Annotated in this window: 18 protein-coding genes and 4 pseudogenes; 5 read left to right on the top strand and 17 right to left on the bottom strand. The window is 63.1% G+C overall.

Going from position 1 to position 22,512, the window contains the following annotated elements; all coding sequences use genetic code 11:
* Positions 1 to 70: 70 nt before the first annotated feature.
* The 3 genes from LDP01_RS11640 to LDP01_RS11630 are packed head-to-tail and all read right to left on the bottom strand — an operon-like array spanning position 71 to position 2,704.
* Positions 71 to 643, bottom strand: a complete 573-nt coding sequence (locus LDP01_RS11640; RefSeq protein ID WP_224089301.1) for a cupin domain-containing protein — start codon at positions 641 to 643, stop codon at positions 71 to 73.
* A complete protein-coding gene (locus tag LDP01_RS11635) occupies positions 636 to 1,040 on the bottom strand; it encodes a PAS domain-containing protein (protein WP_224089299.1) in 405 nt (134 codons plus the stop codon). The genes LDP01_RS11640 and LDP01_RS11635 overlap by 8 nt, the downstream gene beginning before the upstream one ends.
* Positions 1,037 to 2,704 carry a GMC oxidoreductase gene (locus tag LDP01_RS11630; protein ID WP_224089297.1) on the bottom strand — a complete coding sequence of 556 codons (1,668 nt, stop codon included), beginning with the start codon at positions 2,702 to 2,704 and terminating at the stop codon, positions 1,037 to 1,039. The genes LDP01_RS11635 and LDP01_RS11630 overlap by 4 nt, the downstream gene beginning before the upstream one ends.
* A 431-nt stretch (positions 2,705 to 3,135) precedes the next feature.
* Between LDP01_RS11630 and LDP01_RS11625 the strand changes: the two genes are divergently transcribed.
* The gene (locus tag LDP01_RS11625; RefSeq protein ID WP_224089295.1) at positions 3,136 to 3,651 is read left to right on the top strand and encodes a carboxymuconolactone decarboxylase family protein; all 516 of its coding nucleotides are present in this window, start codon (positions 3,136 to 3,138) and stop codon (positions 3,649 to 3,651) included.
* A 74-nt stretch (positions 3,652 to 3,725) separates the two neighbouring features.
* Here LDP01_RS11625 and LDP01_RS11620 read toward each other — a convergent pair whose 3' ends face one another.
* Both LDP01_RS11620 and LDP01_RS11615 read right to left on the bottom strand, forming a co-directional pair.
* Positions 3,726 to 5,174 carry an amino acid permease gene (locus LDP01_RS11620; protein ID WP_224089293.1) on the bottom strand — a complete coding sequence of 483 codons (1,449 nt, stop codon included), beginning with the start codon at positions 5,172 to 5,174 and terminating at the stop codon, positions 3,726 to 3,728.
* A gap of 251 nt (positions 5,175 to 5,425) precedes the next feature.
* Positions 5,426 to 6,368: pseudogene (locus tag LDP01_RS11615) on the bottom strand (aminodeoxychorismate lyase).
* Between the two features lie 96 nt (positions 6,369 to 6,464).
* Between LDP01_RS11615 and cls the strand changes: the two are divergent.
* Entirely contained in the window at positions 6,465 to 7,937 is a 1,473-nt protein-coding gene (gene cls / locus LDP01_RS11610) for a cardiolipin synthase (protein WP_224089291.1), read from the top strand.
* A 3-nt stretch (positions 7,938 to 7,940) separates the two neighbouring features.
* On the opposite strand, the gene pabB is transcribed toward cls, so the two are convergent.
* The 3 genes from pabB to LDP01_RS11595 all read right to left on the bottom strand — a co-directional run bounded on the left by pabB (position 7,941) and on the right by LDP01_RS11595 (position 11,290).
* On the bottom strand, positions 7,941 to 9,974 hold the full coding sequence (gene pabB, locus LDP01_RS11605) for an aminodeoxychorismate synthase component I (RefSeq protein WP_224089289.1): 2,034 nt from the start codon (positions 9,972 to 9,974) through the stop codon (positions 7,941 to 7,943).
* A complete protein-coding gene (locus LDP01_RS11600) occupies positions 9,971 to 10,552 on the bottom strand; it encodes a low molecular weight protein-tyrosine-phosphatase (protein ID WP_224089286.1) in 582 nt (193 codons plus the stop codon). The genes pabB and LDP01_RS11600 overlap by 4 nt, the downstream gene beginning before the upstream one ends.
* A 99-nt stretch (positions 10,553 to 10,651) precedes the next feature.
* A complete protein-coding gene (locus LDP01_RS11595) occupies positions 10,652 to 11,290 on the bottom strand; it encodes a TetR/AcrR family transcriptional regulator (RefSeq protein ID WP_224089284.1) in 639 nt (212 codons plus the stop codon).
* Between the two features lie 99 nt (positions 11,291 to 11,389).
* Here LDP01_RS11595 and LDP01_RS11590 point away from each other — a divergent pair, with 99 nt between their 5' ends.
* Positions 11,390 to 11,707 carry a putative antibiotic biosynthesis monooxygenase gene (locus tag LDP01_RS11590; protein WP_224089282.1) on the top strand — a complete coding sequence of 106 codons (318 nt, stop codon included), beginning with the start codon at positions 11,390 to 11,392 and terminating at the stop codon, positions 11,705 to 11,707.
* 19 nt (positions 11,708 to 11,726) lie between these two features.
* Here the strand turns inward: LDP01_RS11590 and LDP01_RS11585 are convergent, their stop codons facing one another.
* The 3 genes and pseudogenes from LDP01_RS11585 to uriH form a co-directional block, all read right to left on the bottom strand.
* A complete protein-coding gene (locus tag LDP01_RS11585; RefSeq protein ID WP_224089280.1) occupies positions 11,727 to 12,698 on the bottom strand; it encodes a ribokinase in 972 nt (323 codons plus the stop codon).
* Positions 12,695 to 14,159: pseudogene (gene uriT, locus LDP01_RS11580) on the bottom strand (uridine transporter UriT). The gene LDP01_RS11585 and the pseudogene uriT overlap by 4 nt, the downstream one beginning before the upstream one ends.
* Positions 14,159 to 15,221: pseudogene (uriH, locus tag LDP01_RS11575) on the bottom strand (uridine-preferring nucleoside hydrolase UriH). The pseudogenes uriT and uriH overlap by 1 nt, the downstream one beginning before the upstream one ends.
* Positions 15,222 to 15,380: 159 nt before the next feature.
* Between uriH and LDP01_RS11570 the strand changes: the two are divergent.
* On the top strand, positions 15,381 to 16,415 hold the full coding sequence (locus tag LDP01_RS11570) for a LacI family DNA-binding transcriptional regulator (RefSeq protein ID WP_224089279.1): 1,035 nt from the start codon (positions 15,381 to 15,383) through the stop codon (positions 16,413 to 16,415).
* 17 nt (positions 16,416 to 16,432) lie between these two features.
* Here the strand turns inward: LDP01_RS11570 and LDP01_RS11565 are convergent, their stop codons facing one another.
* Entirely contained in the window at positions 16,433 to 17,056 is a 624-nt protein-coding gene (locus LDP01_RS11565; protein ID WP_224089278.1) for a LysE family transporter, read from the bottom strand.
* Between the two features lie 158 nt (positions 17,057 to 17,214).
* Here LDP01_RS11565 and LDP01_RS11560 point away from each other — a divergent pair, with 158 nt between their 5' ends.
* The gene (locus tag LDP01_RS11560; RefSeq protein ID WP_497944276.1) at positions 17,215 to 18,288 is read left to right on the top strand and encodes a DNA polymerase IV; all 1,074 of its coding nucleotides are present in this window, start codon (positions 17,215 to 17,217) and stop codon (positions 18,286 to 18,288) included.
* Between the two features lie 23 nt (positions 18,289 to 18,311).
* On the opposite strand, the pseudogene LDP01_RS11555 reads toward LDP01_RS11560, so the two are convergent.
* From LDP01_RS11555 to LDP01_RS11535, 5 genes and pseudogenes are all read right to left on the bottom strand, one after another.
* Positions 18,312 to 19,296, bottom strand: a pseudogene (locus LDP01_RS11555) (aldo/keto reductase).
* Between the two features lie 18 nt (positions 19,297 to 19,314).
* Positions 19,315 to 20,535, bottom strand: coding sequence for an RNA polymerase sigma factor (locus LDP01_RS11550; RefSeq protein ID WP_224089277.1), 1,221 nt, complete (start codon positions 20,533 to 20,535; stop codon positions 19,315 to 19,317).
* A 1-nt stretch (position 20,536) separates the two neighbouring features.
* Positions 20,537 to 20,896, bottom strand: coding sequence for a YciI family protein (locus tag LDP01_RS11545; RefSeq protein WP_224089275.1), 360 nt, complete (start codon positions 20,894 to 20,896; stop codon positions 20,537 to 20,539).
* Between the two features lie 118 nt (positions 20,897 to 21,014).
* Positions 21,015 to 21,830, bottom strand: a complete 816-nt coding sequence (locus tag LDP01_RS11540) for a class I SAM-dependent methyltransferase (protein WP_224089272.1) — start codon at positions 21,828 to 21,830, stop codon at positions 21,015 to 21,017.
* A 29-nt stretch (positions 21,831 to 21,859) separates the two neighbouring features.
* Complete coding sequence (locus LDP01_RS11535) at positions 21,860 to 22,384, bottom strand: MarR family winged helix-turn-helix transcriptional regulator (RefSeq protein ID WP_224089269.1); 525 nt, start codon at positions 22,382 to 22,384, stop codon at positions 21,860 to 21,862.
* Positions 22,385 to 22,512 lie beyond the last annotated feature (128 nt).

Genomic DNA, 22,512 nt, shown 5'->3' with positions numbered 1-22,512 from the left:
GGATGTTCTCTCACTTCACGCCCCGCTGGAGGGTGCACCCGCCTCTTACGGGCGCACCCTTCAGCGGCGGTTAGCCGGCCGCGAGCCTCCTGATCAACTCCGACTGACCAGGGAACTGCGCCACGAGTGCCTCCACATCTTCGCTCGTGGGCTTCGCGGAATCGCTCGGTTCATAGCCGGGGGACAGGCTGCAGCTCACCAGGACAAACCCGTCCCCAGCCAACTCAGCCCCGAACCACGTGGAATGCGGCGCCGCGCCATGCAGAATCTCACCAGCCTCCGGATCCGGACCGAAGACCGTTGATGAGTACCCCTCTGTCTGCGAAAAAACGTGCAGCCGGATGGGTGTGCCCAGATGGAAGAACCACAGCTCGTCCTGCTTCAAAGTGTGCAGCTGGAGGACTTCGCCCGCCTGCAACAAATACCAGTTGGAGCTGTACAGCGGATGGTCACTGCCAAAGCGAGGTGGCAATGCCCGCCCGGCGATTAGCTCGTCGCTCACCATTGCCGGCGCGAACCAGCCGCCAACGCCCGACGGCGTCATGTCCAACCGCTTGATCCACTCCTTCGCGTCGGGGCTGGCCGCGTCCGGGCTGGCGAAGTGGATGCCTGGGCTCCCGCCTGCCAGATCCACGTCAGTCATTTGGGGGATCCGCGAGTGAGAAACAGACAGTGATCCCGATGATGGCCCCGGTGTCCAGCGACCGGAGGAGCCCCTTCTGGGTCACGATGTCCACGTTCACCGTCCCGCCATCCTTCAACGGAACCTCGATGACTTCGTGGAAATTGAGCAGGGGTTTTCCGCTGGCCATCACCTCCTTGTCATGGGCAACATGGGCTGCCCGCGAGTCCTGATGCCCAATCAACTGGTTCTTGGTCATCCCCACGAGGTCGGCGAAGTTTTGGTTCACCCACAGGAAAACGGAATTCGCGTCCTTGACCACCCAATAGACGCCATCCTGCCTGTCCAGGACGTCGGCAACTGTCATCGGCGGCAAGGTGGGCAGGACTGCCGGGTCCAGGGCCGGAACCGCGGTCACAGCGCAACTCCCGTGCCGCCGTCGGCCTCCAACCGTTCGGCGAGGTCCTGCGTCAACGCAACCATGGTCATGGTTGGGTTCCAGGACCCGCCGGTCGGCCACAGCGAACCGCCCGCGACATAGACATTTTCGACGCCGTTGAGGCGGTAGTCGGTGCCGACGGTGGAGTCCTCGTCCTCGCCGATGGGAAGGCTGGAGCTCTCGTGCACGAGTCCCGGGACGCGGCGCTCGGGAATGCCGGGCCGGTCCGATCCCCAGGTTCCGGTGTCCGGATCGCCGTGCCAATACTCAACATGATCCGCGCCGTCAGGTGACAGGACGCGTTCCAACATCTGGAAAGTGCCCTCGTCCATGGTGTCCCATGTGGCATCGTCCGTGGAGTTGGCCAGCACCTGAAGAGTCACGTTGTTGGTGGGGTCCGCTCCACCGGAATAGCGCAGGTGGTTTTCCGGGTTATCGATGTCCAGCTCGCCCAGTACCGCGCACACGAACACCAGGTAGTCCTCTGAGGACTGCAATTGGGCCAGCGAGGCGGTGGCAACGACGTCAGGTGCGTAACGCTCGGACTTCTGGGCGTTCTTGTCCGGGCTCCGATCCGAGAGCACTGAGAGCTGCACGTGGTACTGCATGCCCGCGGGACTCATGCCTGCCATGTAGATGGCGGCCAGTTCCAACTCGCCCAGGGCCTCGCAGAACTCGAAGTCCTTGCGGGGGACCCTGGCAACGACGGACGTAATGAAGTGGGCGCTGAACTGCTCACCAACTCCAGGCACTTCGGGGAAGGAATTGAGGACCAGGGTGGCAGGTGGCAACGTGCCCATGGCAAGCACCAGGTTTGCGTCTCCGATGTTCACCACACCGCGGCTGGTATCGAGCGCTGTGGCCCGGCCGTCCTGCTGGATGATGCTGTTGACAGTGCAGTCCGTAACGATGCGGAGTGGAGATCCCTTGCCTGCGGCCGCCAGCCGTTGCTGCCTGTCCGATAGTTCAAGCAGCACCGATGGCGTTGAGAATTTGGCGAAGTCAATGCCTGAGGTCGCGCCCGAAGCTGCTGCCAATGGTGCCGGCATGGAGCGGGTGGCGGAGTCAATCTTGTGCAAGCCGGCCGCCAGCCGGTCCTGAAGTGCCTTCTGCATGATCCCGTAGACGGGCCGGGTGTTGTTGATGAGATCCACGACGTCGGCAGACGCCCCGGCGTCGATTTGGTCGACGCTGACCACATTCAGCAGATCCTCTGCGGTGGTGAAGTGCGCTTTTGCGGCATCCATGACTGCGCGTGGCCACCCGCGCATCTCGTCCTCTTCAGGTCGCGGACACCAAGCGCTCCACATAATGGAGCGGCCACCATAGAACGGAACCATTCCGTGCTGCCAGGAGATCTTGCCGGCGGGTTGGTTGGCCGTGGCGGCAGCCAGCGTCCATGGGAATGTTTCAGAAAGGCCGCCCAGGGTCTCGCGATAGGGCAACGGAAGGTTCTGAAAATGCTGGGGCAGGAAGAACGGACCCCGCTCAATAACCAGGATCCTGGCTTGGGGGTTAACGGTCAGGGTCCTCTCCGCGAACGCGTACCCGCAGAACCCGCTGCCGATGACAATATGATCGAATTGTTCCGTTTCGCGGACGTCTTTCCATTCTTCCTGGTTGAGGAAAAATACGTGGTCCATGACCTTCTGCGGGGAAGGATCCTGGGGGCCGGGCGTAGGAAACCCGTGGTTGAAATTTTGGGACGAAGAAACTGCACTCACAATGATGCCCTCCATCAACATTCTGTTCCCACGGCGTAGTGAAAACAGTGTGTCCTGCCGGACAGAGAGGGAGTTCTCCCGCCCCAGCAGGGATCACTGCGCCTCAGTGAACCACTGTTGGAATGAGGGCGCAATAGAAAGTGGAAGCGTATTTATTTGCGTCCTTGGGTGGGTGCTCCATTTGCATCGATTAGTAGTCAAGTCTCATTTCCAGCTTGTGATGAAGTGGTCATAAAATGTCGATAATGCGGCTTCCACCGCCCATCTCTATTTGATTTCGAGCCGGTGCTACTCCGAGGGTGGATGCCTCTCACTCCGGCACTCCATACCAGTTGCGCTAGGCTCCAAGCATGCCTGAACAGGAAACAAAAGCACGTCTCGCCGGCTATCTGGATAAGCAACAGCCCGAGCTGTACGCAACGCTGAGCCACTATGCCCAACAGGTGGTTGGAGAAGCCGACCGCACGGGTGTCCCACGCCGGACCATCGAACTTCTGAACTACCTTGCGTCGCAGATCAACGGCTGCGCATTCTGTCTGGACCTGCACCATCGCCGGGCCTTGGGGTACGGCGAAACAGAACAGCGTTTGTCCTTGGTGGCTGTCTACAAGGAAGTGGCGCTGTTTGAACCGGCTGAGCGGGTGGCCATGGAAATCACTGAGCAGATCACCCGGATGAGCACGTCACGGCCGAGCCCTGAACTCTTCGAGCGGGCCCCGGGAACACTACAACGACGAGCAAATCAGTGTTCTCTGCATGGCCGCGATTGGGATCAACGCCTTCAACCGCCTGTCCATCCTGAGCGAGCACCCCGTCAGGACGGCCAAGCCGAAGTCCTGAACTTGGGAGGCCGTTTGGCGTCCTGACCTGCTTTCAAACAACATCAGCCCCTGCGCAGCCGGAATGGGTTGCACAGGGGCTGATCTGCCGCCAAAGAAGGTCAGGAACCCACGGCAATCTTGGCGCGTCGTCCGTATTTGAAGTAGAAGAACGCGTAGCAAGCCCCTACGAACGGGATGCCGAACAGCAGGGCCGCTACCTGGTTGGGGTCAAAGGCAATGCCGATCAGGGACACAACGCACAGCGCGAACGCAAGGATCGGAACCAGAGGGAAGAACGGTGCCTTGTAAGGGAGCGTGCTGAGGTCGCCGCCGTTTCTGATAAACGTGCGCCGGTACACGAAGTGCGAGGCCACGATGGACATCCACACGCCCACAGTTGCAAAGCCGGCGATCGAGACGAGAACCAGGTACACGGTGGCCGGCGCCACAATGCTGCTGATCAGCGAGGCAAGGCCACCGAGCATGCTGACGCACAGGGCAATCATCGGGATGCCACGCTTGGTCAGCTTCCTGAACGCCTTGGGGGCGTGTCCTTCGTCGGCCAGCGAGAAGAGCATGCGGGCACAGGAGTACAGTCCGCAGTTTCCAGCAGACAACAGGGCGGTGATGATCACGAAATTCATGATGTCCGCAGCGAACGGAATGCCGAGCATCGAGAAAACGGTGACGAACGGGCTTTCGTCCACGCTGACCTTCTCGTAGGGGATGGTCGCTGCGATGACGGTGATCGCCCCGACAAAGAAGATCATGAGACGGATGACGGTGGTCCGCATGGCCTTGGGGATGTTGGCGCCGGGATTGGATGTTTCGCCGGCGGCCACACCGATCAATTCGGAGCCTGAGAAGGCGTAGAAGACTGCCAGGCAGGTGACGAAGACGCCCGTGAAGCCGTTGGGGAACAGCCCCTCGGGTGTGCTGAAGTTGCTCGTGAGCGACGGGTAGTCGCCTGCGGCGAGCGGGTGGAAGCCCATCAAAGCGGCGCCGCCCAAGACAATCAGGCCGACGACGGCGGCAACCTTGATGAGCGCGAACCAGAACTCTGATTCACCGAAGACGCGCGATGAGATGGCATTGAGGGTGAACAGGACGCTGGCGAATATGAAGCACCAGATCCAGACGTCGACGCCAGGGAACCAGCGCTGCATGAGCAGGCCGGCGGCAGTGAATTCGGAACCCAACGCCACCGCCCAGCAAAGCCAGTAGAGCCAGGCCGTGGCGAAACCGGTGGCAGGTCCGATGGTCCTGGCAGCGTAAATGTGGAAGGCACCTGAAACGGGGAACGCAACGGCGAGTTCCCCGAGGCATGCCATCACCAGGTAGACCACCACGGCTCCGATAAGGAACGCGAGAACGGCGCCCAAAGGGCCCGCGGTGGCAATGGTGTAACCCGAGCTGACGAAAAGGCCTGAGCCGATGACGCCACCCATGGCAATCATCACCAGGTGCCGGGCCTCCATGGATCGGCGAAGCCCTGCCTGTGAGGCGCCAGTCTCCGACTGCGCCTCGGGTGCCGATGCCTCGGCTGTTGTGGGGGAGCTGTGTCCCATATTCCCTCCGGGAAGTTAGCCAGCAAAGTCTCAAATGGTGTTGGGAGGACGTGATCCAACTAACACGAGAACAAGATTCATCACATGACGGACGCCCATTTCAAGGAGGATAAGGAACGCGATTGAACCCCCGTGAAGGTCACTGCTGAGACCAAGAGTTCCTTATCAATAAGTCATGCGAGCAATTACTCTACTTGTCATCTGCTAGGTTCCAAGCGGAGCAGAGTAGGCCTCAGTCTGGCCGGCCGGAATTACTCGATCCCGGCAAACAGCTCATTCAGTTCGGCAGTGAGCTGCTTCCGGACAGCGGGAGTACCGATCTCGTGGCCGTTGATGTGATTCACGGGCGCGATCAAGCGGATGCTCGAAATGAGCCAAACGGCGTCCGCCTCGAACAGGTCCTGCGGCACCAGCGGCCCATACCCGAGCTCCCAGCCGGCAGCCTTCGCGGCGGCGAACAGCGCGCCCTGCGATGTACCGGGGAGAATGCCGCTATCCAGTTGCGGCGTGATGAGGCGACGAACAGTCCTGACGGAACCCTCGCCGTCGTCCACTGTCTCGAGGTGGGCGAGCAACACAGTGGACGTCGGCCCCTCAAGGACGCGGCCATCCGTGGAGGTGAAGATAGCGTCATCGGCACCCTGCTTGTGGGCGTAACGCAGCGCAGCCATGTTCACGGCGTAGGAGAGCGTCTTGGCGCCCAGCAGCAGCCACGGCGCGCGCTCGCCGGCTTCGGTGTCGAAGCCGCGGTCCAGGAGGACGACGTCGATGCCCGTCTCGCGCTGCCGGCGGCTGCCTGCGGGTGAGGGCGAGGCCTGTACCCAGCATGTGGGGCTCGCCGCACCTTCAACGCCACGGGTCACGATCAGTTTGATGACGACTTCGTCCTCTTCGGGTGTCGGCGCGGGGTGCACCGTGCGGAACTCCGTGATCGCGGTGTCAATCGCCCTTCGCCAGACGTCCTGCTCCGGAATAAACAAGTCCAAGGCAGCTGCGGAAGTGCCCAGCCGGTTCAGGTGTGCCTGCACTTTGCGCGCCCTGCCCTGCACGGCCAGAAGGGACTCGAACACGCCGTCGCCACGGGTAGCGCCCAGGTCCGTGGCCATGAGCTGGGGCTGGCTGGAATCGGCAATGCGGCCGTTTTCGAAGGGCCGGGTCCAGGAAAACGAGAACCGTGGGGGCAGGAGAAGTCATGTTCCCAGCTTAGTGCGGCACCCCGGTGCGGCCCTCCTGCACGGCGGGCGGATAGGCTGTGGTCACCGTTAGTTCTTGGACCGTGGGGGTTGTGGAGTGCTTTTTCCTTTTCCGATTGGCCCGGAATGGACCTGGCTTTTAGGTGCTTGGGCCATTGCGGAAGTCATCATGCGCATCGTGCTGCTGGGCATCATTCCCGGAAACCGTCGCCCCACAACGGCCATGGCCTGGCTTCTGGCTGTTTTCCTCGTCCCCACCGTTGGGTTCGTGCTCTTCCTGCTTTTTGGCAATTTCCGTTTGTCCAAGCGCCGGCGTGAGCAGCAGGAACAAGTGAACCATCGTGTTCGCGCTGTAACCTCCGACCTGGCCGACCCCGTCAGCACCTATCCTGGCCCGGAGTGGGTGAAGTCGGCGGGTGAGTTGAACCATCGCCTTGGCTCGCTGCCCATGGTTGATGGCAACAAGGTGGAGCTCATTCCTGGCTACCAGGAGTCCATTAAAGCCATGGCCGAAGCAGTGCGGGGTGCTACGGACTACGTCAACGCAGAGTTCTACATCATGAGCAGCGACTTCGTAACGGATGAATTGCTCACTGAACTGGAGAAGGCCGCCGAGCGGGGTGTCACCGTCAGGCTGCTCTTTGACCACATCGGAACGCTGCGCATCAAGGGCTACCGCCGCTTGGTCCGCCGGCTCAAGGCAGGCAAGATCCAGTGGAAGCGGATGTTGCCACTGCTGCCCATCCACGGCCAGTGGCGCCGCCCTGATCTCAGGAACCACCGCAAGATCCTGGTCATTGACGGGACGCTGGCCTTCACCGGCTCCCAGAACCTGATCGAGCCCTCCTATAACAATCCCAAGCATCGCCGTGCGGGCCGTCAATGGGTTGAACTCATGGCCCGGCTTGAAGGGCCGATTGTGGCCACCCTCAACGTAGTTTTCGCGACCGACTGGCTCAGCGAAACCGACGAATCACTCGAGAGCCAGCTTCGCCTTCCCGCCCAGCCCTCCCCGGGACAGGTCACGGCCCAGGTGGTCCCCAGTGGTCCAGGGTTCGCCACCGAGAACAACCTGCGCCTGTTCAATACGCTGATCTACTCGGCGCAGCACAGGATCTCCATCTGCAGCCCATACTTCGTGCCTGATGACTCCCTGCTCTATGCGATCACTACAGCTGCCCAGCGCGGCGTGGATGTGGAGCTCTTTGTCTCGGAAAAGGGTGACCAATTCCTGGTCCACCACGCCCAACGCTCCTACTACGAAGCACTGTTGGAAGCGGGTGTCCGCATCTACCTGTACCGGGCGCCGTACGTACTCCACGCCAAGCACTTCACGATCGACGACGAAGTTGCGGTTCTCGGTTCCAGCAATATGGACATGCGCTCCTTCTCCCTGAACATGGAAGTTTCGGTGATGCTGCTGGGCGCCGAAACCGTGAACCTCATGCGGGCCGTGGAGTCCACGTATCGCGAGGTATCCCGTGAGCTTACGTTGGACGACTGGATGGACAGACCCCCCTTGGCCAAGTATGTGGATAACGTCGCGAGATTGACCGCGACGCTCCAATAGTCCTCAGCCGGGGAAGTCGGCCCCGAGCGTCGACAACACGCCAAACGCCTTGGTCCGGATCTCTTCGTACTCGTCGTCGGCCACCGAATCGGCGGTGATTGCCCCGCCAACGCCCAGGCTCAGCGCGCGCCCGCCGTCGTCGTCAGGGTTAACAACCAGGGTTCGGATCACGACGGCGAGGTCCGTGGCAGCATTCAGCGAGAAGTAGCCGATTGCTCCCGAATAGATACCGCGGGGGCCCGCCTCAAGCTGGTCAAGAATGTCCATGGTGCTGATTTTCGGCGCCCCGGTCATTGAACCGGCAGGGAAGGCCGCAGCCACCGCCTCTGCCCGCGGAGCGCCAGGGCGGAGGTGCGCGTCCACGGTGCTCACCATTTGATGCACCGTGGCGTAGCTTTCGATCGCGCACAAGCGGCTGACCGTCACCGAGCCCGGAATGGCGAAATGGCTCAGGTCATTTCGCAGCAGGTCCACGATCATGATGTTTTCGGCGCGGTCCTTCAGCGACGTCTCCAGGTCGCGGCGCAGTTCGGCGTCCTCCGTGGGGTCGGCGGAACGCCCACGCGTGCCTTTGATCGGCTCGGCCCGCATGCCGCCGTCGGAGAGAATCCGCAGGAAGCGTTCGGGCGAAGTGCTCGCGACAACCAGCTCGCCGAACCGAAGGTAACTGGCGAAGGGTGCCGGATTGCGGCGACGCAATGCCCGGTAGCTCTCCCACGGATCAAGCCCGCCGGCAGGGGCTTCAAGCATGGTGGTCAGGCAGACCTCGTATGAGTTGCCTTCGCTTATTTCATGCTGGGCGTCGGCGATTTTGCGCTTGTAGTCCGTCGCGCTGTCACGGCAAGTGAATTCCGGAGCCACCTCGGAAGCCGGCCCGACGGCGGAAACAGGGGCGGCTGAAGCAGCCCCGACGGCGGTTCGAGCCTCGCGGAACCAGTCATCGGCGTCGGGCGCGTCCAAGGCGAGCAGCCACACAGTGTGCTCGCGATGATCCAGCACCACCGCCCGTCCAGCGAAGAGCAGGGCGGCGTCGGGAGTCCCGGCCTGGACGTCGTTCCCCCCGGTTTCCCGCTTGAGCTCGTAGCCCAGATAACCCAACCAGCCGAGCGTGAACTGGCCATCGTAGCCGCGGGGTGCGCGCACGGCCCGGCGTCCCCATACGGAATCGAGCCAGCGGAAGAAGGGTCCGGCGGTTTCCACGGTGGCTGTTCCGGCCGTTACCTGGGTGGTTCCCTGACGGTGCTGGACGGACTGTCCGAACGTGCCGCCGTCGTCCGCCAGAATGCTGAAGCGGCTTCGGGCAGCGGCCTGGGACGTCCCTGAAACCGCGGATGCGTTGGAGGAATCCAACCAGACAGCGTTGGCCGAGGAACCGTAGAGGTTCTGGAAGAGCGCCTCGGCGTGAGGAGCGGCGCTGATCTTTTCGGACCGGAGCTGCAGGCCGCGGCGCGCGCTGAGTTCCGGCGAGAGGATCGCTGCCAGCGACGGCAGGTACCGCATGGCCTGCAGGACGTCGTCCGGGGCGTTGCCATCCGCGAGGTTTTGCACACGGATGTCTGCTGCGCCGATGACAGGGTCAGCTTCGAGCCAAAGGTCTTCCTGCGCGGCCCAGGTGTCCCAGTAGGGTTCGTAGGTATCTCCGTCACGGGCCAAAGCCCGGCGACGGCGGTCGTCACCGGGGGATTCGACCCAGACGATCGCGTCCAGCATGGGGCGCGCGGCGATTGCTGCAGCCCCGACACCCTCGACGATCACGATTTCGGCTGGCAGTGTTACGTGCAGCGCGCCGTCGTAATGCTTTTCCCAATCCCAGCTGACCCACTCTGCTGCCTCGCCTTGGCTCAAGGGCGTCAGGACCGTTGCGATGTATCGTTCGATGCCTGTGGCAAGGCCGTTCCAGCCGGGATAGATGTCTTCCAGATGGAAAAGGGAAACCTTGTGGTGCTCCCGAAGGCGGGCCGCCAGCTCGACGGCCAGCGTGGTCTTGCCCGCGCCGGACCGCCCGTCGACGGCGATGATCACGGGTGCAGGGGTCATGACATAGAGGTTACCTGCTGGTGCTCGGTGGCTCCGTCCCGGACGTCGCTGGCGCTACTCCTTGGGTCTTCCGCAAGGGCAGCGCCCACGTGGCGCACAATGCCTGGAATGGCGGCTTTGATGAGGGTCCAGGTGTTGTCGAAGTCGGTGTGGCCGCCGTACCAGGGATCCTCGATGCCCAAATCCAGGGAACTGCGCCCAGCCATCATGGGATCGAAGCTGCGCAGCATCCGGACTTTGGCCAGCGATTCGCGATCCGGCGCGCCCTCCTGGAGCCAGCCGAAATGATCGACGTCCAGCGCCAGGATGAGATCCCGCTCAGCGAACCACTCCTGCCGCCACTGGCGTGCGACGTGATCCTCGGAAGCGATGTGGTGGGCGGTCAGTTTGCGGGCCGCCCGGGGATCGATCGGGTGCCCCACCTCGTACCCGGTGGTGCCTGCTGAGTCCACTACGACCAGCTTGCCGAGCCCTTCCGCTTCGAAGGCTTCGGTAAGCATGAGCGCTGCCATGGGCGAGCGGCAGATGTTTCCAGTGCAGACCGTGATGATGCGGTATGGGCTCGTCGTTGAGTACATGCAGCAAGCATGGTTGATGGCACCCCTTCTTGGCTAGGGGCCACTTCACAACGAAGTCACTTTTCCTGTCAAAGCTGTCACAGGGTGTATGAGGGGCGGCTACTGGGCCACTGAGGCTGGCGCAATTTCTGTGGCCGACGACCCGGCAGGTGCCGCTTCCGCAGCCAGCGCGGAGGCAGTCAGGTAGACGGTACGCACGACGGCGGCGCGTCGCCTTTCGAGGCGGCCGGGGTCGTTCCCGGCCATGAGCCCATCGAGTGCAGGCAGCACGGGCGCGGCATCGCAAAGACTCACGATGGTGATGAGGAGATCGCCGGCGTCTTCCCTTGAGATTCCAGGAAGGGCTGCAATGGTGCTGTTGACCTTGGACGCACAGTTGGCCATCCGTTTGGGCAGGCCCACAACTTCAGCGCCGCGTTCCAGGCCTTCCCAGAAGAGGAGGCGCGGCGCGGTCGCATCTTTTTGGTGGTGGTCAAAGAGCCGGCCAGCGTAGTCAGCCATGGCCTCCGGACCCTTTCCATGAATGGGTACTTCGTCCATGAGGGAGCTGAGCGCCGCGACGATAACCGCGTCAAAAAGGCCGTTCTTGTTGCCGAAGTACTGGTAGATACGTTCCTTGTTGACACCCGCCTCAGCCGCGATGCGGTCAATCCGGGCCCCGGCAAGTCCGCGCGCGCAAAACTCGGACGTCGCCGCCTCGAGCAGGAGTGACTTGGTGCGTTCTGTGTCCCATGCCATAACTACAGATTACCATTTCCCAACTAACTAGTTGTATTTGCTCCCGAGTGCGGTTATGGTGGGACCAAGCTAAATGCAACTATCTGGTTGGAGAATGCCATGACCACTCAAACAACGCCGGTAAACGCCGTTCAGTCCTCGTCACCCGCAGTCCCGGCTCGCCCGAAAGTTCCCTCCGTCCACGTGAGGGCACTGATCACCTGGCTCGCGATCTTCCCCTTGGTATCCATCGGCATGCTGTTGCTCGGGCCAATCATGGAGCCGTGGCACCCTATCCTTCGGGCACTCCTGCTGACGGCGCTTGTGGTCCCGGCCGCGGTCTACGTTGTGGTCCCCAAGCTCATGGCTGGCCACGGCGCCCTCACCCGCAAGGCAGTGGAGCGCTCGGCCCAACGCGCAGCCCGCAAGTCCCGCTAACCCACCTGGGACGCTTGGACTAAACGCTCCGCAAGCGCTCCACATCCGCGATGCTGGGATAGGCGGCCTGGGTGCCCTTCTTCGTGGCGGCCAACGCGGCAGCCACTGAGGCGAACCCGGCGGCGTCGGCGAGGGAGTCTCCGGCAGCCAGGCGTGCAGCGACCGCCCCCGTAAAAGCATCACCGGCACCCGTGGTGTCGACGGCCGAAACGCGGGTAGGGGGAATGCGCGTGATCTGGTCCTGGGTACCCCGGGCCAAAGAATCCAGCACAACAGACCCGTGGGCGCCCAGCGTTACCAGCACGCGCTGCAAACCCCGGTCAGCAAACTGGCTACGTACCGGCTCCCACGCTTCGGCCTCCGCGTCGGCGGCAGGAACGTCGGCTTCGCCACCAAGGAACAGTGAGGCCTCGTGCGCATTGACCAGCAGTACGTCGCTCAACTCGGCCAGGACCTCCGGCACCTCCGCGTAAGGCGAGAGGTTCAACAAGACGGTAGCGCCGGCGTCGTGCCCTGCTTGTGCAGCGGCGATCACAGTATCGATCGCGACTTCAAGGCAGAGGCAGACCACCGCAGCATTGTTGAAGGTGTCCGCTGCCGCGCGCACGTCCGCCGGGGTTAGAGTCCCGTTTGCCCCGGCCGAGATGATGATGCTGTTCTCGCCGCCGGCATCCACCGAGATGACCGCGACGCCCGTCGCGGCATCTGAACGTCGGACGCGGGTAACGTCCACGCCGGCGTTGGCGGTCGACTCCAGGAGCATGGTGCCGTTGGCGTCATCGCCCACTGCGCCCACCAGGCTGACCTGGGCACCGAGCTTGCTGGCCGCCACCGCCTGGTTGGCACTCTTGCCACCGGGATTTACGGCGAAACCATTGCCGTGGACCGTCTCGCCGGGCTTCGGGAGGCGGTCGCAGTAGATCGTCAAATCGGCGTTCAGGGAGCCGACGACGACGATCCCCGCCGTGGGTGCTTTGGCTTCTGTGCTCATGCGGTGACCTCTTTCTCGGATGTCTCGTTGTCCGCACCTTCGGTGACTTCGGCATCAACCGGTTTGGGGATCAGCAGTGAGGCTCCGAAGGCGGCGAGGGTGATGGCGAGACCCACCACCACAACGGTGAGGTACGACGCCTTTGCGTCGCCCAGTGCCGACGTTGCAACGAGGACCGCGGGCAGGACCAGGAAGCTCAGGCCGGCGCCGAGGTTGAAGGCGCCCGCGTTCATTCCGGGAAGGAAGCCCGGATTGCCTAGGGGCGAGAGGACCACACCGAGTCCGTTCAGCATGATGTTGACGGTACCGGCGTACATGATGCCCAGCAAGGCCGTGCCCACGATCATCATCGGCAGGTTGTTCAGGCCGAAGAGCGCGATGATCGCCAAGGCTACGAGGCTGCCCACCAGGCCGATGCGAAGGACCTTCGTGTAGCCGAGGACCGGGGCGAGCCTGCCGCTGATCGGGCCGAAGAGCCAACCCAGCAGTGCGTACGGCGTGAGGATCATGAGTGACATCTCGGTGGGACCGACGCCGAAGCCGGGTTCGGCCGCCTGAACGAAGGCAGGGACGATCCCATTAATGACGGCGAAGATACCGGTCATGGTCAGTGTGGTGGTCAAAAGCGGAGCCCACGTGGAACGCTGCCGCAGGTGCACGGTTTCGACCATGGGCTGCTTGGCGCGCTTTTCAACAGTCCAGAAGGCGAAGAACGCGACGGCGGCAACCAGGATGAGGGCGACTGCGAGGGTCAAGGTGCCGGCGTCGAAGGCCGCTGCCAGCTTGGAGCCTTCGTTCAGTGCCGTCAACAGTGCGCCCACGGCGATCACGATGAAGAAGACGCCCAGCCAGTCCATGGTGGTTCCGGCAGCAGGTTTGCTTTCACCGGCCAGGACAGCGATCAGAACCGTAGCCACGAGTGCCAGGGCCACCATGAGCCAGAAGATGCTGCGGAATCCGAAGTTCTCGGCGAAGTAGCCGCCCACGAACGAGTCGACGCCGGCCACCCCACCGTTCACCGCGGTGATGAGGCCCATGAGCGTGCCGTATTTGCGGGGGCTGCTCACTGCGGAACGGAGCATGATGAGGCAGAGCGGGACGGTGGGACCGCTGACACCCTGGATGATGCGGCCTACGAAGAGCCACGTGACATCGGGTGCGAGTGCGGCGATGACTGAACCAACTGCCATCAGGAGCATCATGCCCACAAGGATCTTCTTGCGGCCCACGATGTCGCTGAGGCGGGGGAGGAAGAGGGAGAACAGTGCGGCGGGCCGTGAAGAACCAGGTCTGGGAGAGGCCGATGGTTGCTTGGTCGGTCTGGAGCTCATTGCCCATGGTGACCAAGGCGGGACTGAGCATGGAGGCGTTGAGCTGGAAGGCTACGCAAGCTGCCAGCAGGGCGACCATGAGGGCAGTGACATTGCCGCGCGTGGACTTGGTTTCTGCGGGGATGGACATTACTTGGCCTCTTCTGCTGCCACTGCCGCTGCAGCGTCGGTGACGTCCGCCGCAGCCGTGGCGTTAGCTCCGTCGTCGAGCGTTGGTTCGCCAATCCGTTCGATCGCGTCCGTGACCAAATCCCAGAACTTCTTGTGGTCCAGGTCAACAGCCACGGCCGTGTGGCAGTCCTCCGGGGCGGGCGCGCGGAAGTCCGCAACGGTCATGCCCAGGGTGAGCTTGCCCTGCAGCTCGATGTCGACGGGGACCTTGCGGGTGGTCATCACGGTGGGGTCGATGACGTAGGCGACGGCGCACGGATCGTGGACCGGCGGGAAGTCGAAGCCCTGCGCATCCTTGTAGGTCTTCTTGAAGAATTCCATCAGTTCAAGCACGAATTTGGCCGGGTTGGTGCCGATTTTTGCGATGCGTTCCACTACTTCGTCGGTGGCCAGCGCCTGATGCGTGAGGTCCAGGCCGACCATCACCACGGGCCACTTTTCGTTGAACACTATGTGCGCAGCTTCGGGATCGATGATGATGTTGAACTCTGCCACGGCGCTCCAGTTGCCTACGTGGTAGCCGCCGCCCATGAGGACAACTTCCTTGACGCGCTCCACGATGCGTGGCTCCTTGCGGGCAGCCATGGCGATGTTGGTCAGCCCTGCGGTGGGGACCAGGGTGACGGTGCCCGGCTCATGCGCCATGACGGTTTCAATGATGAGGTCGACGGCGTGGCGCGGGTCCAGTTCGATGGCGGACTCGGGCTGCTCCGGGCCGTCCATGCCGGAGTCTCCGTGGATAGTGGGGGCAGTCTCGATGGTGCGCACAAGGGGACGGTCGCAGCCGGCTGCGAAGGGAACGCCGGTGATGCCAGCGATCGTGGCTACCGAGAGGGCGTTGCGCGTGACTTTTTCGAGGGTCTGGTTGCCCACGACGGTTGTCACTGCGAGGAGCTCGATGTCCGGGTTGCCGTGGGCCAGAAGCAATGCCACTGCGTCGTCATGGCCGGGGGTCGCAGTCAAGAATGATCTTCTTGGGTGCTGTCATGGGGTTGGGGTCCACGTTTCGTCTCCACGTCATTGGGGCCTGCCAGGGTCTTGCCTGAAGCAGGGCGGTAAGCATTCATTGGGAATTCTGGCACTGCTTCCGGTCTCACGTCAAGCGCTTAACGTTAATTGCGTTAAACGCTTGATGCCTTGAGGGGAGTAGTGCGTGCCGCAACAACGCTACGATCGATGCATGGATACCCTGGATCGGCGGAACGCCCGCGCACCCCGTGTAACGGCTGCGATGGTGGCTGCCCGGGCCGGGGTTTCCACCGCCACGGTCTCCTTGGTGGCCAACGGCAAGACGCAAGGGCGCGTATCCGAGGACAACATCTCGCGGGTCCGCTCAGCGATCGCCGAACTCGGATATGTGGTTGACAGCATTGGGAGTTCGCTGGCACGCGGAGTCAGCTCCATCGTCATCCTCGTGACGCCCGACGTCTCCAACCCGTTCTTCGCCAACGTCATCGCAGGCGTCCGGGAATCGCTGGGCCCGGAATACCAACTGCTGCTCTCGGTGACCGATGCAGGGGAGTCGCCGCAAGCTGAGGATGTCCGCAAGCTGTTGGCGCTCCGTCCGGCCGGCTTGCTGGTGGGTGCCCCCAGTGCCGGGTTTCTTCAGGACCTGGCCGCGGCCGGACCGCTGGTGCTCCTGGATGCCCCGGGGCTGGAGTCCTACGCCCCGTCCGTTAACCTCGACGTCGCGCAAGGCGCACGTGAGTTGGCGCGGCACCTGGCAGCCTCCGGACATACCCGGGCCGCCTACGTGGACGGCATTACCGGCACCACCACTTTTCACTTGCGCAGGGAAGCCTTCCTTGAGGAGGCCGCCGCGTGCGGGCTCCTGGTTGCCGACGAGCATGTCATCAGTACCGCGATCGACGTCGGTGCTGCCGCCGCCGCGTTCGCCGACGCCTGGCCCGCGTGGCAGCGTGAGGGGGTGACCGCCGTCGTCTGCGGTACCGATACCCACGCGTATGGCGTGCTGCAGGAAGCGCGTGTGGCGGGCGTGCGGATTCCTGCCGAACTGGCTGTGGCGGGCTTCGATGACCTCCCGTATTCAGCCACCAGCAATCCCAGCCTCACGAGCGTGCACCTGCCCGCGACCCCGCTTGGACTCAAGGCGGGGGAGCAGCTGCGCGGGCTCATGGAGGGCCGGGATTTGGAGGAGCCCCACGTGACGCTGGAGAGCTCCCTGGTGGTTCGCGGTTCTACATCGCTGGTCTAGCGCGGCTTCTGGCCCGCTTAGTGGATGGTAGCGAGCAGGATGCCAACCAGGACGAAAAGGCATCCGAAGATGCGGTTGAGGACCCTCTGGCCGCGCTCGTCATGGGTGAAGCGCTGGAATGAACGTGCTGCCAGAGCGAAGAAGAGCCACATCACCATGATGTCGATGGCCAGGATCGTGGCGGTCAGCACTGCATATTGCTGGAGCAGCGGCTGCTCTGGCCTGATGAATTGCGGCATGAAGGCAAGGAAGAACACGATCGCCTTGGGGTTCAGCAGGTTCACCCAGATACCGCGCTGGAACATGGACATCGCCGACTCGTTCTTGCGGCTGTCCACCTTTTCCTCGTCCAGGTCCGGCTTGTGCAGGAACTGCCGGATCCCCAGGTACACCAGATACGCGGCGCCTGCGTAGCGGACGACGTTGAATATCACGGGCGAATTGGAGACCAGCACACCCACGCCCAAGGCCACGATGACGATGTGGATGACCAAGGCCAATTGTTGGCCGAGGATGCCCCAGATGGAGCGTCGGAAGCCTGAATTGAGCGAATTGCTCATGGTGAAAATGGCACCGGCGCCGGGAGTGAAACTGATCAGGGTGCCGGCGCCAACCAGGGCCAGCCAAAGTGAAAACTGCACCGTCTCAGCTTATGCCGGTGAGACGGGTGCCCGGGACGCGCTGGGTCCTGACCTTGTTCGGCCATCCAGATAGTGGGTTGAAGCCCAAATGGGTTGATTTCCGCAGGCCTGGCGTCCGATGAGGGTCAGGAAGCTACGGCTTAGGGCAAACTGGTGCCGTGAGCGGAATCCCGTGGGTGCTGCACGTTGACCTCGACCAGTTCATTGCCGCGGTCGAGGTCCTCCGGCGGCCTGAGCTTGCCGGCAAGCCGATCATCGTTGGCGGCCGGGGGGATCCTACGGAACGCGCTGTGGTGTCCACGGCATCGTATGAAGCCAGGGCGTTCGGCGTGGGTTCCGGAATGCCACTGCGCATAGCTGCCCGGAAAGTGCCCGATGCCGTGATCCTTCCCGTCGACCAGGAGGCTTACCTGGCGGCCTCGCACGTGGTGATGTCCACCCTGCGCGCACAGCCGGGCGCCACGGTTCAGGTGCTGGGCTGGGATGAAGCCTTTGTGGGCGTTGAAACCGAAGATCCTGAGGCATACGCCCGACAGATCCAAGCTGCCATCCTGGAGCAAACCCGGCTGCATTGCAGCGTGGGAATCGGGGACACCTTGGTCCGCGCGAAGAATGCGACGGATTTTGGCAAACCTGCCGGAATCTTTCGGCTGACCAAAGAGAACTGGCTCACGGTCATGGGCAGCAAACCCACCAAGGAACTGTGGGGCGTTGGACCCAAGGTGTCTGCCCGGCTGGCCAAACATGGGATCACCACAGTCGCCGAGCTTGCCGCGTCCGATCCCCAGGACCTGGTCCCGGAGTTCGGCCCCAAGATGGGCCCTTGGTATGCGCAGCTAGGTCGGGGTGAAGGCTCCAACGAAGTGGACGACACCCCGTGGGTTGCCCGCGCACACGGCCGCGAGACCACGTTCCAGCAGGATCTCACGGAACCCTCACAGATCAGCGACGCCATCAAGGAGCTGACAGCGCGCGTCCTCGAAGACGTGGCAGCTGAGGGGCGGCCGGTGGTGGGGCTGACCCTCAAGGTCCGGTACGCCCCGTTCTTCACCAAGACCTACGCAAGGAAGATCCCGGAGACCTTCGACCGGGACGAAGTCCTCGCGCAAGCCCTGGACGTCACGGCGCGGATCGAGCCGGACCGTCCCATCCGGCTTCTGGGACTACGCGCCGAAATGTCGATGCCCGACGACGCACGAAAGGGACACACCCCGACGCGTAGCGGATGGTGACATGCACGACGGCGGTCGGCCGGCTACCAACGTGGGTGGATCGCTTCGCGGAAATAGCGGTCATAGATGTCCTGGACCCCAGCGGTGAGTCCTGAACCGACGTCCTGCATCGCTCCCGCCTCAGCGTTTGCATGTGCCTGCGCTGAAGAACGGGCACCGGGGATGACCGTGCTGACACCGTCCTGGGCGATCACCCAGGCGAGGGCCGCTTGGGCGGTGCTGACGCCGTCGGGCACTAATGCACTGAACTCTTGTGCGGCCTTAACGCCGGTGGCGAAATCGACGCCCGAGAAGGTCTCTCCGACGTCGAATGAGGAGCCGTCGCGGTTGTAGTTGCGGTGGTCGTTCTCCGCGAACTCGGTTTCCGGCGTGTACTTTCCGGACAACAGTCCGGACGCCAGCGGCACTCTGGCGATGATGCCGACTCCGGCCTGCTTTGCTGCCGGGAGAACTTCATCGAGCGGCTTCAGCCGGAAGGCGTTCAGGATGATCTGGACGGACGCGGTATTCCCGCGGTTGATGGCTTCAAGGGCTTCGTCGGTCCGCTCGACACTGACGCCGTAGTTGCGGATGACGCCTTCGCTGACGAGCGTGTCCAAGGCGTCGTACACCTCATCCCGCGTGTAGACGGCGGTGGGCGGGCAATGCAATTGGACGAGGTCCAGGGTGTCCTGCTGCAAATTCCGCCGGGAACGGTCAGTCCACGCGCGGAAGTTGGCGAGCGTGTAGTTTTCGGGCACCTGGTCCACGCGCCGGCCCATCTTGGTGGCAACCAGCAGGTCCAGCCCGGGATTGGCGCGCAGGAAGCGTCCGATCAGTTGCTCGCTTCGGCCATCGCCGTAGACGTCGGCCGTGTCGAAGAACGTAACCCCGCCGTCGACCGAGGCCCTCCAGGACGGCAAGTGCGTTTTCCTCTGTGACGTCACCCCAGTCCGCTCCGAGTTGCCACGTGCCTAGTCCAACGGTGGACACCGACCGGCCGATCTTACCAAGTATGCGTTGTTCCATGGATTCGACTATATGGGGTCAAGACTCGTCCATTCGCGCCACTTTGCCCATCAAGTACCGCCGCTCCTGGAGGCTGCCTGTCTTTTTGGCGGCCACGAGGTAGGCGGCGCGCGCGTCCACATAAGAGCCTGCCATTTCATGCAGGTGGCCCCGCACAGCATCCAGGCGGTGTGAGCGACCGATCGCCGAATCCAGCCCTGCGAGCAGCTCAAGCCCAGCGGTTGGCCCCTCCACCATGGCCACAGCCACAGCACGGTTCAGCGTCACCACGGGACTTGGCGCCACGGCTTCAAGGACTCTGTACAAGGCGAGGATCTGGAGCCAGTCCGTTTCGGCATCAGAGGGCGCCTCGGCATGAACGGCCGCGATCGCGGCCTGGAGTTGGTACGGTCCAGCCGCGCCGCGACCGAGCACGGAAGAAAGGAGCGCGATGCCTTCCTCTATCTGCCCGCGGTTCCATAAACTCCGGTCCTGTTCGGACAGCGGCACGGGCATTCCGTCAGCCAGGGTGCGCGCGGCACGACGGGAGTCCGTCAGCAGCATCAGAGCGAGCAAACCGGTGGCCTCGAACTCGTCCGGCGCCACGCCCACCAGCAGGCGTGCCAAGCGGATCGCTTCGGTAGTGAGGTCTTCGCGCCGCAGTGAGTCGCCCGAGCTTGTGGCGTAGCCTTCGTTGAAAATCAGGTACAGGACGTGAAGTACGACGCCGAGCCTCGCCTTCCGCTCGGACTCCGGCGGCATGTCGAAACGGGCGCCTGCCTTCTGGATCCCCTGTTTCGCACGGCTGATGCGCTGGCCCATGGTCGCCTCGGGGACGAGGAAAGCAGAGGCGATTTCCGCCGTCGTGAGTCCCCCTACGGCCCGGAGCGTCAAGGCGAGCTGCGATGGCGCACTTATTGAGGGGTGGCAGCACAGGAACATCAGGGTCAGGGTGTCGTCGGCTTCAGACGCCGTGCTGTCCTGGAAGCTGACCTCCATGGCGGCGACGCGTTCCTCCCGGGCACGGCGCGCGCTTTCACTGCGCCATACATCAACCAGCCGGCGGGATGCGACAGCCAGCAGCCATCCTTTGGGATTTGTTGGCAGCCCGGATGGCCACTGCACCGCTGCCTCAATGAGGGCCTCCTGGACGGCATCCTCGCAGGCATCGAACTGGCCGTGCTTGCGTGCCAGCACGCCGAGGACCTGCGGCGCCAACGTGCGCAGCAGGTCCTCGATGTCGCGTGGGGGAACGGCCAAACTAGACCTCCGGGGGACCGTCCGGGATAGCGCGGAGTTCCACTACCTGCGAGTACTTGACGATGCTCGAGCAGATTTCCACGGCGCGTTCCTCGCTGGCCACATCCACCACCCAGTACCCGATCAGCGATTCCTTCGACTCGGCGTACGGCCCATCGGTGGTGATGATGCCGTCCGGGGTCTGCTTGACCAGCTTGGCTGTACCGGGATCGGCCAGTCCGGCGTTGAAGACGAGTTCGCCGGACTGAGTCAGGTCCTTGTCGATCTGGATCATGAACCCGATCATTTCCTTGACCCACTCAGGGTCGGCAGTTTCCATCATGCCCTCGGCGGATCCGAACATCATGATCATGTATTTCATCTCAAACTCCTTATGAAGTGGCGCCCTGTTTGGGTGCTTTCACTCATGGGTCGGAACTGCGGGGCGCTTTTCTACATGGTTCGGCAAAGTTTTTTTGGGCCAGGAAGCCACGCGCAACCTAGGCCCGGGCGATCACCTCGCCGTTGGGAATGAGGAAGTAGCCATCGTCGGTGGCTCCCCAACGGTGCCAGCCTGCGGCGATCCTGGCGAGATCGGCCTCGTTGGCGAACCCGTATTCGAGGGCTTGCTCGGCAAAGGCGGAGTGGAGGACGCGTTCGCTCCACACGCGGGACTGCCATGCCCGCTGTTGGGCTGTCGCGTAGAGCCAGTTGCTGCTGCTGGGTGCCACTTGGGCAAAGCCTGCCTGCTGCGCCCAAGAGACCAGCCGGCGGCCGGCATCCGGTTCGGCACCGTTGCGTCGGGCGATCTTCTGGTAGAGCTCCATCCAGTCATCGAGCTCGGGGACCTCCGGGTACCAGCTCATGCCGTGGAAATCGGCGTCGCGTACGGCCACGATCGCGCCCGGCTTGGCCACGCGGCGCATTTCACGCAGGGCGGCGACGGGGTCAGTCAGGTGCTGGAGGACTTGATGGGCGTGGACGAGGTCGAAGGACTCGTCCTCAAACTCGAGATCGTAGATATTGCCGGTGCGGAACTCTACGTTGTCCACGCCGCGGTCCTTGGCCAGCTCGGTTGCCTGGGCGACGATCTCCGCCGAGCGGTCCAGGCCGATGACCTGTGCGGGCGCAACCAGCCCCGCGAAGTCGCACGTGATGCTGCCCGGTCCGCACCCGACGTCGAGGACCGACGTCCCCGGGGTGAGATGCGGAATGACAAACGCGGCCGAATTCTCGGCCGTCCGCGAGGCGTGGGCCCGGACAACCGACTCGTGGTGCCCGTGGGTGTAGACATCTTCAGGCTGGTGCGCGTTCATAGGGAAACGCTACAACTTCGGCGGTGGATTTAGGCGGAGGGCGGTGAGGGGCTCTTCTCCGCGGTTTCCGTGCGGGCCGCTACGGTGGCCTGGATCATATCGGTCATGAAGCGTCGGACAACGTCCAGTTCTTCAGCGCTGTAGGCGCCCATGGCCTTGCCCATGCGGAGGGCCAACGGCATGAACATGGCACTTCCATCCCGGTAGGCCTTGGGGGTCATGTGCAGTTGGACCTGCCGGCGATCGGTGCCGAGACGGTCACGGGTGAGGTGGCCGGAGGCGTGCAGCCGGTCAACCAACGCCGTGGTGGCAGGGGAGCTAAGGCGCAGTTCACTTCGGAGGACGCCCGGTGTGACAACGCGGCCGGCGGCAGAATGGCGCATGATCACTGCCAGGGCGTTGAGATCCGTCCGGTGCATGTCGTTCCGGCCACCGGCGGCGTCAACATAGTGGTTGGCTTCCAGGGTGAAGTCCTGAAGTAGCCGCACCAAATCCTGGGGTGCCGCGATTTCCGGGCGTTCGCCGCCGGGGTGCGGGCCTGAAGCCTCAGACATCCTGCCCTCCCGCCTACGTTCAACCTTGATTACTGCCCTGTCGGATATTACTCCCCGCCAAACAGGAATCCGGCATCAGCAAATGGTTCACTCTTGGAATACTTCCATCATAAAGATATTCTGTGGTG

The organism is Arthrobacter sp. StoSoilB13, assembly GCF_019977255.1.
GTDB lineage: Bacteria > Actinomycetota > Actinomycetes > Actinomycetales > Micrococcaceae > Arthrobacter.
Note: the sequence above shows the minus strand (reverse complement) of the source record. Positions and strands in the feature narration are given on the sequence as shown.